This window comes from Ruminococcus sp. 1001136sp1 (genome assembly GCF_039841815.1).
Lineage (GTDB): Bacteria > Bacillota > Clostridia > Lachnospirales > Lachnospiraceae > Blautia_A > Blautia_A faecis.
The window spans coordinates 1-11,883 of record NZ_JBDPGY010000014.1; the positions used below are offsets into that span (position 1 = coordinate 1).

At 42.6% G+C, this 11,883-nt stretch carries 8 protein-coding genes; 2 read left to right on the forward strand and 6 right to left on the reverse strand.

Annotation, left to right across the window (positions count from 1 at the left end):
- Positions 1–497: 497 nt before the first annotated feature.
- Positions 498–725: an HPr family phosphocarrier protein gene (locus ABHC48_RS13265; protein ID WP_118580104.1), complete on the reverse strand. Its 228-nt coding sequence runs from the start codon at positions 723–725 to the stop codon at positions 498–500.
- Positions 726–987: 262 nt separating this feature from the next.
- Complete coding sequence (gene purF / locus ABHC48_RS13270) at positions 988–2,412, reverse strand: amidophosphoribosyltransferase (protein ID WP_195699762.1); 1,425 nt, start codon at positions 2,410–2,412, stop codon at positions 988–990.
- Positions 2,413–2,830: 418 nt separating this feature from the next.
- Between purF and ABHC48_RS13275 the strand changes: the two genes are divergently transcribed.
- A complete protein-coding gene (locus ABHC48_RS13275; protein ID WP_195699761.1) occupies positions 2,831–4,930 on the forward strand; it encodes a glutamine synthetase III in 2,100 nt (699 codons plus the stop codon).
- Between the two features lie 329 nt (positions 4,931–5,259).
- Positions 5,260–6,987, forward strand: coding sequence for an ammonium transporter (locus ABHC48_RS13280; RefSeq protein WP_195699760.1), 1,728 nt, complete (start codon positions 5,260–5,262; stop codon positions 6,985–6,987).
- Between the two features lie 136 nt (positions 6,988–7,123).
- Here the strand turns inward: ABHC48_RS13280 and ABHC48_RS13285 are convergent, their stop codons facing one another.
- The 4 genes from ABHC48_RS13285 to ABHC48_RS13300 all read right to left on the reverse strand — a co-directional run bounded on the left by ABHC48_RS13285 (position 7,124) and on the right by ABHC48_RS13300 (position 11,786).
- Entirely contained in the window at positions 7,124–8,956 is a 1,833-nt protein-coding gene (locus ABHC48_RS13285) for an ABC-F family ATP-binding cassette domain-containing protein (protein WP_195699759.1), read from the reverse strand.
- 24 nt (positions 8,957–8,980) lie between these two features.
- On the reverse strand, positions 8,981–9,619 hold the full coding sequence (locus tag ABHC48_RS13290; RefSeq protein ID WP_173715597.1) for a TRIC cation channel family protein: 639 nt from the start codon (positions 9,617–9,619) through the stop codon (positions 8,981–8,983).
- 317 nt (positions 9,620–9,936) lie between these two features.
- Positions 9,937–10,809, reverse strand: a complete 873-nt coding sequence (locus ABHC48_RS13295; RefSeq protein WP_226814790.1) for a carbohydrate ABC transporter permease — start codon at positions 10,807–10,809, stop codon at positions 9,937–9,939.
- Positions 10,806–11,786, reverse strand: coding sequence for a sugar ABC transporter permease (locus ABHC48_RS13300; RefSeq protein WP_118580131.1), 981 nt, complete (start codon positions 11,784–11,786; stop codon positions 10,806–10,808). Before ABHC48_RS13300 ends, ABHC48_RS13295 begins: the two co-directional genes overlap by 4 nt.
- Positions 11,787–11,883: the final 97 nt, after the last annotated feature.

Consider the following 11,883-nt stretch of genomic DNA (forward strand, 5'->3'; position numbering starts at 1 on the left):
CGATACCCCATTTAGCTGGTTGATACTTCGCAACTTTATTGGTTTTACCTAATCTATCATTGTCAAGAAAGTATCGGAAAACCAATCACTTCCCCTCCCCCTCGTTAAAAGTTCCTAAATAACCTCATTTCCAGCCGACACACAGCATTTGGGCAATGTGTATTACTCCAGCGAGCCATTTCAGGCGCGTTCTTAGCGTAAGCGAAATCCAGCGCTTACGTAGACTTATGCGTGAGGGCTCTCCCGAACGCATTAGTCGCAGTTAGCGATTAGTTTGCTGGAGCGTTGCGCCGGCGAGTGAGTAATACACATTGTCCAAATGCGTCCCTCCTGAAGAACTTTTCACCCTCCCAACACACTAAATAGCAATTTGAGTTATAAAAAAAACAGATGCTGTCGGAATACCATGCTGTCTCATATTTCAAGTCGTTCCCGGCAATATCTGTTTTTTACGATTTTATGGACACCTTAAAAGGTGCCAGTTTGCAACTACTTAATCAGGCAACTGCAAACTTCTGTAATGTACGGTTAAATTCCTTGCTCTCGCCATGGCACTGTACAGTAAGAACCCTTGTAAGATCCATGCTCAGAACTCCCAGAATGGATTTTGCATCAATGATGATTCTGTTATAGAAAACATCTATGTCAAAATCACATTTACCTGCTGCCCTTACGAATTCCTGAACATCTTCCTTCGCATTCAGCTTAATCTGCTTCTGACACATCGTTATCACCCTTTCTGTTTTACAGGAATTATAGTTTCCTTTTCTATCAAAATCAAAGGCTCTCGAAAACGTTTTCCTTTGATTGAGGCAAATTATGCACCAAGTCTCGATATTTGTCAAGTTTTTTCTTTCACACTTTTTTGTAACATTTCAGAAATAAATATACCGATTGCACAAATATGCAACCGGTATATTGGTAGTTATGCACTATTTTATTATTGTGGAAGTTCTGAGACAACCTGCATAGGCAAAATTATTTCTCTTATATCTTATGAATTTCAAAATCATTTTGTAAATTATTCTCATCTGGAATTACCATCGGATACTTTCCGTCAAAGCATGCCTTACAAATAGGAAGTCCACCTGCCATGCCCTCCAAATAATCAATCTCCATATAACCAAGGGAATCTGCCCCAATCATCTTACAGATCTCTTCTGTAGAGTGCTGCGCCGCGATCAGCTGGTCATTACTTGGCACATCGGTTCCGAAATAGCATGGATGTAAAAATGGCGGAGAACTGATCCTTACGTGTACTTCAAGAGCGCCTGCTTCTTTCAACATGCGGATCAGGTTTGCTATGGTGGTTCCACGGACAATAGAGTCGTCCACAAGCACAATGCGTTTTCCTTTTACAACAGCATCCAATACGCTCAGCTTCAGATGAACGCTGGATTCTCTCTCCTTCTGAGTAGGTTTGATAAAAGTTCTGCCGATATAAGAGTTCTTATAAAATGCAAATCCGAATGGAATACCAGATTCTTCAGAAAATCCCTTGGCTGCAGGAAGACCGGATTCCGGAACGCCGGTGACAAGATCTGCCTCCACAGGATAAGATTTTGCAAGGGATTTACCGCCACGGATACGTGCATCATAAACCTTTACACCGTCCATGGTACTGTCCAGTCTTGCAAAATAGATATATTCAAAAACACAGTGAGCACGTTTTTTCACAGTATCTGCAAGAGTCCTGTCTGACTTCACGCCCTTACGGCTGATCGTAATCATCTCACCAGGTTCGATATCACGGATAAACTCGGCACCTACAGAAATAAGTGCACAGCTCTCAGAAGCCAGTACGTAAGCATTGTCCCTTTTTCCAAGACAGAGAGGCTTTAAGCCATAGGGGTCACGGACTCCGATCAGCTTACGGGGACTCATGATCACAAGACCGTATGCGCCTTGCAGCTTCCTGGCTGTATTCAGAACTGCCTCCTCTACACAGCTGGTATGTACCCTCTCCCTGGCTACATGAAATGCGATCACTTCTGAGTCAGTGGTGGTATGAAAAACTGCTCCGCTCTGGATCAGTTCCCATTTCAGTGTCCCAGTGTTAACAAGGTTTCCATTGTGTGCCAGTGCCAGACTTCCTTTTACATAAGATAAAACCAAAGGCTGTGCGTTCTCTGCAACGGATGCTCCTGTTGTGGAATAGCGTACATGTCCGATTCCGATATCACCACTCATCTTATGGAGTGTATCCTCGCGAAGCACCTCGCTTACCAGTCCAAGATCTTTGTGAAACTTAACATTTCCAATAGGTCCCTTAGTATCCGATACTGCCAGGCCACAGGCTTCCTGACCACGGTGCTGCAAAGAAGTCAGACCATAGTAAATAGAAGACGTCACATCATTTCCATCCAGGTCATAGATTCCGAAGACACCACACTCTTCTTTAATCTCTGCCATTTGTTTTCCTCCTCGGTACTGAGTTTTATTTTAATGATCAAATCCAATCTCAGAAATGCATCCCATTTCGTCGATTTTGCGTATCGCCAAATAAATTTACAGCCAAGGACGTATCGTTATGCAAGCACGCTCACATATCTTACTGTAAATTTGCCTGGCTCTGAACAAAAATTATAATGGAAGAAACCTATTTGTCAAGTATGCCTATCCTAATTTGAGCAAGAACTTTTTTCAGTCAACCGCAAAATCTTTTTGGAATTTTTTTCAAAAAAACTATTGACATCTGTTTTTTTTTGAGTATACTACAGAACATAAAGCAAAGGCGCTTTGGAATACAGAAATGTATCCAAGGCGCCTTTTTCTTTTATCAAAAATAAGGATGAAGAAAGACATGAAAAGTGAAAGGAGCGTATCCGTTATGACACAGAATATTCCCGAAATCTATGGAAGTCTTGTTTTCAACGACAGGATTATGCGCAGTAAATTACCTAAGGACATGTACAAAGCACTGAAAAAGACCATCGAAAATGGTACTCACCTGGAGCTTGATGTTGCAAACTCCGTTGCAGTAGCCATGAAAGAATGGGCAATCGAAAATGGTGCTACTCATTATACACACTGGTTCCAGCCTATGACAAATGTAACAGCCGAGAAACACGACAGCTTCATTTCCCCAACAGGCGATGGACAGGTGATCATGGATTTCTCCGGAAAAGAACTTGTAAAAGGTGAACCGGATGCTTCCAGTTTCCCATCCGGCGGTCTTCGTGCTACTTTTGAAGCAAGAGGATACACAGCATGGGATCCAACATCACCGGCCTTCATTAAAGACGGAACCCTTTACATTCCTACAGCATTCTGTTCCTACAGCGGTGAGGCACTTGACAAAAAGACTCCTCTCCTTCGCTCTATGGATACCTTAAATAAAGCAGCCGTAAACATGCTTCACGTTCTTGGAAACAAGGGAATTAAACATGTTTCCACAACAGTAGGACCTGAGCAGGAATACTTCCTGGTTCCAAAGGAGCTTTATAAAGAAAGAAAAGATCTTGTATTCTGTGGACGTACCTTACTTGGTGCTCCAGCTCCTAAGGGACAGGAAATGGAAGATCACTACTTTGGAACTCTGAAGCCAAAGGTTGCAGCTTACATGCATGATCTTGATGTAGAACTCTGGAAGCTTGGCATTCCTGCAAAAACAAAACATAACGAGGTTGCTCCTGCACAGCATGAGCTGGCTCCTGTATTTGATACCACAAATGTAGCCGTTGACCACAACCAGCTGACAATGGAAATCATGAAAAAGGTTGCTGACAAACATGATCTGGTTTGCCTGCTTCACGAAAAACCATTTGAGGGAATCAATGGAAGTGGTAAGCACAACAACTGGTCCATGATCACAGATGATGGCGTAAATCTTCTGGATCCTGGAAAAACACCATCTGAAAACATTCAGTTTCTTGTCTTCTTAATGGCAGTTATTAAAGCAGTTGATGAATATGCTGATCTTCTTCGTATCTCCGTTGCAAGTGCAGGAAATGATCACAGACTTGGTGCCAACGAGGCTCCGCCCGCAGTTGTATCTATTTTCCTTGGTGATGAACTTACAGAAGTTCTGAAGTCTATCGAAAATGATACTTACTTTACTTCTCACGGCGCTGTACAGATGGATATCGGAGCAACTGTTCTGCCACACTTTGTAAAAGACAATACTGACAGAAACCGTACTTCACCATTTGCATTTACCGGAAACAAATTCGAGTTCCGTATGCTTGGTTCTGCTGCTTCTGTTGCAAACCCGAATATTGTATTGAATACAGCTGTTGCGGAAGCTCTTGACCAGTTTGCCAAAGAGCTTGATGGTGTAGCTCCGGAAGATATGGAACATGCAGTTCATGAACTGATTAAGAGAGCCATTAAGAAACACAAACGTGTGATCTTCAACGGTAACGGTTATACAGATGAGTGGATTGAGGAGGCTGAAAAACGTGGTCTTTACAACCTGAAGTCTACCCCGGATGCTCTCCCAATGTGGATTGCCCAGAAGAATATCGACCTGTTCACAAAGCACAGCATTTTCACCAGCGAAGAGCTGCACTCTCGTTATGAAATCTGGCTTGAGAACTACTCCAAGACCATCAACATCGAATCTAACACAATGGTTGAAATGGTTCAGAAAGACCTTCTTCCATCGGTTATGTCTTATATTGAAGAAATTGCAAGCACAGCAAGTCTGAAAGCATCTGTTGTTCCTGGAATCACCTGTGAGAGTGAAACTGCTCTTATCACCAAGCTGTCCGGACTTCAGGATGCTATGACAAAAGGTCTTGAGAAGCTGAAATCTGATACAGCAAAAGCAAAAGCAACTGATGATGTTCTGGAAAATGCAAAACTGTATCAGGCTGAAGTACTTGAGGACATGGCAGAACTGAGAAAATCTGCTGATGAAGCTGAAACTCTCATTCCGGATGATCTGCTTCCATATCCTACATATGGAAAACTTCTCTTCTATATCTGATCAGATTTACAGAGGAGAATTCTAAATGAAAGAAACTGTTCCTGTTTTTGGAATTTGTTTCTCACACAGGTAAATACAGGGGATATCTATTATGAAACTCTACTTCATAATTCATTATCGATTTCCTCATCCATTAATCACACGATACGGATATCCCCTGTTTTACATATTAATTTTACAACTGAATATTTCTGCAGACGCAGACAATATACCAGAATCGTAAAGGCGCGAAAGAAAAAACAAATTTGTTTTCTCTTTCGCGCTTTTTGATATTAAAAACGTGTTTTTCGAAACATTTCGAAAAGTGCGAAAAGAGGGAGGAAATTATTATGGATTATTCAGCAGTAAACACGATCTGGGTACTTGTTGGTGCCGCGCTGGTCTTCTTTATGCAGGCCGGATTTGCTATGGTGGAGACAGGTTTCACCAGAGCTAAAAATGCAGGTAACATTATTATGAAAAACCTGATGGATTTCTGTATCGGTACTCCGGCTTTCTGGTTAGTTGGATTTGGAATCATGTTCGGTGCAGGAAACGGCTTCTTCGGAAGAATCGGCGGTATCGCTTCAGAAGCAAATTATGGCAGTGCAATGCTTCCTGACGGAGTTCCGTTCTGGGCATTCCTGATTTTCCAGACAGTCTTCTGTGCTACTTCCGCTACAATTGTTTCCGGTGCTATGGCTGAGAGAACCAAATTCTCATCGTATTGTGTATACAGTCTTATGATCAGCCTTGTAGTATATCCGATTTCCGGTCACTGGATCTGGGGCGGCGGTTTCATCAGTCAGATGGGCTTCCATGATTTCGCAGGTTCCTGTGCAGTACATATGGTAGGTGGTGTGGCCGCCTTTATCGGTGCCGTCATTCTTGGACCACGTATCGGAAAATATTCCAAAAGTGGAAAATCAAAAGCAATTCCAGGTCATAACCTGACAGTCGGTGCACTTGGTGTATTTATCCTCTGGTTCTGTTGGTTTGGTTTCAACGGTGCTTCCACTGTATCCATGGAAGGCGATGCAATTGTAAGTGCAGGAAAAATCTTCGTTACCACAAACCTTGCTGCTGCAGTTGCAACTGTAACGGTTATGATGATCACATGGATCCGCTATAAAAAACCAGATGTATCCATGTCACTGAACGGATCTCTTGCAGGTCTTGTTGCAATTACTGCAGGATGTGATACTGTATCTCCTGCATCTGCTGCTATTATCGGTATTGCAGCTGGTTTTGTCGTAGTATTTGGTATTGAATTTATTGATAAAGTATTAAAAGTGGATGATCCGGTTGGTGCTGTTGGTGTCCATGGCTTAAACGGTGCATTTGGTACTCTCGCCGTTGGTCTTTTCTCCGATGGAGCTGGTACAGGCTGGAAAGGTCTTCTTGTTGGCGGCGGTTTCCACGGATTTGGTGTACAGCTTGCCGGAATGCTTATCACAATTGCATGGGTTGCAGTTACAATGACAATTATTTTCCAGGTTATCAAACATACTATGGGTCTTCGAGTATCTGCTGAAGAGGAGATTCAGGGTCTTGATATAAAAGAACATGGTCTTGCAAGTGCTTATGACGGATTTGCTATTCGCGATGCTGTTGCTTCTGTTCCCACTCCTATGGGAACTTCCAGAGAATTTACCGCTGCTCCCAGACCTTCTGCTCCAGCTGAATTCATTCCGGAAATCCCGACAGACGGCGTTCATAAGCTTACAAAGGTTGTTATCATTACCCGTCAGAACAAGCTGGAAGAGTTTATGCAGGCTATGAATGAAATCGGCGTAACCGGAATCACCATTACAAACGTTCTTGGCTGTGGTGTCCAGAAAGGGGCTCCTGCTTACTATCGTGGCGTTGAGATGGATATGAACCTGCTTCCGAAAGTCAAGATTGAAATTGTTGTCAGCCTTGTTCCTGTTCAGAAGGTTATCGAAACCGCCAAGAAAGTTCTTCATACCGGTCAGATCGGTGATGGAAAAGTTTTCGTATACGACATCGAAAACGTTGTCAAGATCAGAACCGGCGAGGAAGGTTACCTGGCATTGCAGGATACTCACGAAGAGTAATAAATTATTTTGACATCTTACTATATTTTTGTTTCCCTTATTTAAAAACAGCTCCTGGAATTTTTCCGGGGGCTGTTTTTCTTATACGTTTCCGGCACATATGTCCGTCACTGCTGCTTCCTATACAAATATTTTGTTATCCATTATATTTCCGCAAAAGTTTTTCCAGTTCTTGTGAAATTTTTTTCGCATCCTCATACTTGCCAGCCTGAAGTGCGAAAGCTATTCGATTCTCCAGTTCTTTTTTCTTCTGCTCATATTCCAGGTAATCCTTATCAAAGTGATCGGCGTAAATCATCTTTCGGAATTTTCGCATACTTACCTTGCGAAGGCCCTTATCCTCTGTGAGAAGCACATAATCCATGCAGTTGGCTACGGTATAAAAATCATGGGAAACCATGAGAACTGTCCCATTGTATTTCTCTACCGCCTGCTCCAGTGCCAGTTGGGAATATGTGTCCAGATGACTGGTTGGCTCATCCAGTAGCAGCAGACCTGCACCTGTTCTGGAAATCTTCGCAAGCTGGAGAAGATTCTTTTCTCCACCAGACAGATCACATACCGAACTGTAGATCAGCTCTTCCTCAAAACCATAGGTTTTCAGGTAAGCTATCACCTGATCATCGGTATCAAAGCCTGCATCCTCAAAATTTTTAAGAACAGTGGCCTTCTCATCAAATACCTCCCCATGCATCTGGGAAAGATATGCCATCTTAACATTTTCGCCAAGACGGATTGCCGGGTTTTCTCCTTTGATAACATCACGAAGAAGAGTCGTCTTTCCAGTACCGTTTGGTCCCACAATTGCAACCTTATCCCCTGCATGAAGAACAAAGGAAACATGTTCCATAATCTCACGGTCAAAGGTCACATTATAGTCTTCTACACTTAACACTATCTTCTCAGCTTCATTTTCTGCATTCGCATCTCCCAACTCGGATTTTCTTTCACTTTCCAAAGCTTCTTCCGGATTTTCACCAGAAACTTCCGCATCAAAAACCTCATCTGCATGAAATACGATCTCCGGCTGCTTAATATCCACAAATGGAGACTTTGTCTTTCTCGCTTCCAGACGTTCCAAAAGGGAAACTCGCGCATGCAGGCTTCTTCCCCTTGTTGCACTGTCAATGGCAGTAGCGCTGTTTCGAAGACGCTCTACAATCTTGCGGTTACGCTCGATTTCCTCCATATCTGCCGCAGCCAGCTCCTGCTGCTCAATTTTCATCTGCAAAAGTGCAAAATTATAATCCACATAATTGCCATCAAATTCCTGCATCTCCGTATTTTCCAGATGGAGGATCTTGTTGAAGCAATGATTCAGAAGATAGCGGTTGTGGGTGATCACAAGCAATGTTCCCTTATGGGAATTGATCAGATTCCGAAGTGCATTTAAGTGCTGAAAATCTAGGAACACATCTGGCTCATCCATAATAATAAATTTCGGGCTGATCATCATCTCCCGGATGGCCTGCACCAGTTTGAACTCTCCACCGCTTAAATTTGTAAGAAGCTGATCTTCATACCCAGCCAGACCCGCTGTTTTCAGCTGCTTGCGAATATTACTTTCGTAAAAGTCACCGTCAATGGCATTAAATTCATCTAAAGTCTGCTGATATTCCTCCATCAGCTCCTCCAGATGATCTGTAACTGCCATATCCTCGCAGATCTGGTTGATCTTATTCTGAAGCCTTACAAATTCTTCACTGATGTAATCAAATACCGTAACCTCTTTTTCTCTCTCAATGGTGTAAAACTGACTGACATATCCAATCCTTCCAGGTACATCCACGATCAGCTTTCCATCGTATAAATATTTATCCGGATGAAGGATCATGTTCACCAGTGTACTCTTACCGGTTCCATTGGTTCCGATAAAGGCACAATGCACATCATCCTCCAGGGTAAATGAAATTTTATTATATAACTCTTTATGTGGAAAAGAATAGGATAAATTCTCTGCTTTAATCATAAGTACTCCTCTAATAGTTGCCTTTTATTTTAATTTCGGCAGGTTCCACCTGTAATGTGCAGCCAGATACCGCATCAGGATCACCGCTGCAGATCCAAAGATCAAGGAGAACACCACTCCAAACCAGCGGTACGTATACACACAAACAATAGCTCCCACAATGGATGCACATGCATAAATATGCTTTACAAAAATATAAGGCGGCACCTCTGCCATCATATCACGGAGCAATCCTCCGCCAACACCGGTGATGGTTCCCACAAATACCAGCAGGAAAGTGTTGTCTGCAAACCCCTGACGGATTCCAGTATTTACGCCAACCACAGTAAATATCCCAAGTCCTACAGAGTCCATCACCAGCATTACTTTGTCATAAGTAACATTTCCTTTCAGCATCTCCCTTTTAAAATAAAGAAGAAAAAACACCAGCACTGAAGTAAGCACTGCTACAGCCGCATATACTGGCTTCTGAAAAACTCCCGGAGGGGTAATTCCAAGCGTCACATCACGAATCATACCCCCGCCAACTGCAGTGATCACCCCAAGAACCGAAACTCCGAAAATATCCATCTTCTGCTCCGATCCCACCAGTGCACCTGACGCTGCAAATGCAATAGTTCCAATCATCTCCAAAATAAATGTGATTGTTTCCTGATACCCCATAAAACAATAACCTCGCCCAATTTTATCCTAAAGCATGTTTAAAAAGACTTTCTGCAAGATTACGTGAATGATTTTTCAAACAGGCTCTATGCCATTCTCAAAAAACATGCTGTTTTTTCCTATAAATGACACCAAATCAGTATAACATATAATTCTCTGTTTGCCACCTGAAAATACCAAAATTCTTAATAAATTTCAGTGATGCTAAATTATTTTTCAAAAAAAGTGCAAAAATACAGCCAGAAGATTTCTCCCCTGACTGTACATGTTATTCTCTTTTAATATTTTTCTTAATCAAATGCTTTTCATACACGCCATCAACCCTTAACACCGCCAAGTGCAACACCTGCGACGATGTACTTGGAAAGTACCAGGTATACAACAACCAGAGGGATAATGGTAACAAACAGTCCTACATAAACTACACCATAGTCCGTACGGAACTGGTTGGAGCTCAGCAGCTGTACAAACATAGGAAGTGTTTTCTTGGAATCTGTTGTCAGCAAAATGGTAGGTGTAAACAGGTTGTTCCACTGTGCAATAAACTGAAAGATTGCCTGTGTGGCAACTGCCGGTTTCATAATCGGCAGGATAATTTTGTTAAAGGTATTCCACTCTTTTGAACCGTCGATTCTGGCTGCCTCGATCATCTCCAGAGAAAGTGTACTTTCCATATACTGTTTCATAAAGAAAACAACAGTTGGAGCTGCAATGGTAGGAATGATCAGCGGAACGTATGTATCGATCAGCTTCAGATCCAGCATGAAACGGTAGAAACCGATGATGGAAATCTGACTTGGCACCATCATAACTGCCATAATAAATGCCCATGCAAATTTTTTGAATTTGAAATCATATACATGGATACCATAAGCTGTCAGAGATGAAAAGTAAACTGACAGGAAGGTTCCAGGGATTGTAATGGTTGCAGAGTTAATGATTGCTTTCTGCAAAGTGATCTGCATACCGTTCTGCTTGATCATCAGGTTTTTCCAGTTCTCGATCAGGTGTGTGGACGGAATCAGGGAAACACCAGCCTTGATAGACTCAGAATCTCTTGTTGCGTTCATAACCAGAAGAACAAATGGCAAAAGTGCAATGATACAGAATAAAATACAAATAATGGTACGGAAGACTTTCTGATGCAGCATATTCTTGCTGTAGCTGTCTGCTGTTGCGGCTTTACTCATGATCTTCCACCTGCCTTTCTACGCTGTTTCTGCTCTTTTTTCATACGTCTGTCTTCGCTGTCGCTCATAGTTGCGAACAGGATCAGACTGACAACCAACGTGATAATAAACAGTACTACGGAAACGGCTGCTGCCTTTCCAACATCGCTGTTATACAGACGCATAATATACATAGCCATTGTAGTAGTCTTATCATCTGGAAGACCAACAAGTCCGGTTTCCGGAACGTTAAACAATGCCGGGATATCATACATCTGAAGACCACCGATTGCGGAGGTAACCAATGTGTACAACATAATTGGTTTCAAAAGCGGTAAAGTGATGTAGCGGAATTTTTTCCAGCCTGTTGCACCATCAATATCAGCAGCCTCGAAAAGTCCCGGGTCAATGCCAAGAACGCCTGAAATCAGAAGCAAGGTCGTATTACCAAACCACATCCACCACAGAATTGTGGAGATCAGCCCACGGCTTCCTGCTACGCTGGACATAAAATCGAAGTTCTTGCCAAGAACGCCCCAGTCCTTCAAAGTCTGGGTGATTGGTCCGTACTGGGAAAACAAAGATTTAAACAATACAGAAACAGAAGCTGCAGTGATAACACTTGGAAGATAAACGATAACCTTCATCGCACCGGTTCCTTTTACCTTAACCTTCTCATCCGTCAGCCATACAGCCAGAAGAAGGGAAACCAGAATCTGAGGAACAAAGTTGCAGCCCCACATTACAAGGGTATTTTTCAGATAGCTGAGTACATAACCTCTCTCTCCTGCAGCCATACCAAGGATATTTACAAAATTCTGAAGTCCTGCAAACTCCATGAATTCACGCCCGTTACGTTTGTAGTAGGATAAGGTACTATAATAGAAAGTATTGATCAGTGGCCACAGCTGGAACACCAGATAAGTGATAAAAAACGGTGCAATAAAGAAGTAGCCATACCTTCCATAATCAATCATTTTTTTCTTTTTCTTATTCATAACAGCCTCCTGTCTGAAGTTGCCTGCTTTTCCCAGGCAGAATGCCTGACACTGGCGGGAGTACCTGCCCCTCCGGGCTTCTGCGCCATCCTCCTCT

Excerpts from the sequence above, each read along its gene's own strand:
- ABHC48_RS13265 (WP_118580104.1), bottom strand. The coding sequence starts at position 725 with ATGTGTCAGAAGCAGATTAAGCTGAATGCGAAGGAAGATGTTCAGGAA.
- purF (WP_195699762.1), bottom strand. The coding sequence starts at position 2,412 with ATGGCAGAGATTAAAGAAGAGTGTGGTGTCTTCGGAATCTATGACCTG.
- ABHC48_RS13275 (WP_195699761.1), top strand. The coding sequence starts at position 2,831 with ATGACACAGAATATTCCCGAAATCTATGGAAGTCTTGTTTTCAACGAC.
- ABHC48_RS13280 (WP_195699760.1), top strand. The coding sequence starts at position 5,260 with ATGGATTATTCAGCAGTAAACACGATCTGGGTACTTGTTGGTGCCGCG.
- ABHC48_RS13285 (WP_195699759.1), bottom strand. The coding sequence starts at position 8,956 with ATGATTAAAGCAGAGAATTTATCCTATTCTTTTCCACATAAAGAGTTA.
- ABHC48_RS13290 (WP_173715597.1), bottom strand. The coding sequence starts at position 9,619 with ATGGGGTATCAGGAAACAATCACATTTATTTTGGAGATGATTGGAACT.
- ABHC48_RS13295 (WP_226814790.1), bottom strand. The coding sequence starts at position 10,809 with ATGAGTAAAGCCGCAACAGCAGACAGCTACAGCAAGAATATGCTGCAT.
- ABHC48_RS13300 (WP_118580131.1), bottom strand. The coding sequence starts at position 11,786 with ATGAATAAGAAAAAGAAAAAAATGATTGATTATGGAAGGTATGGCTAC.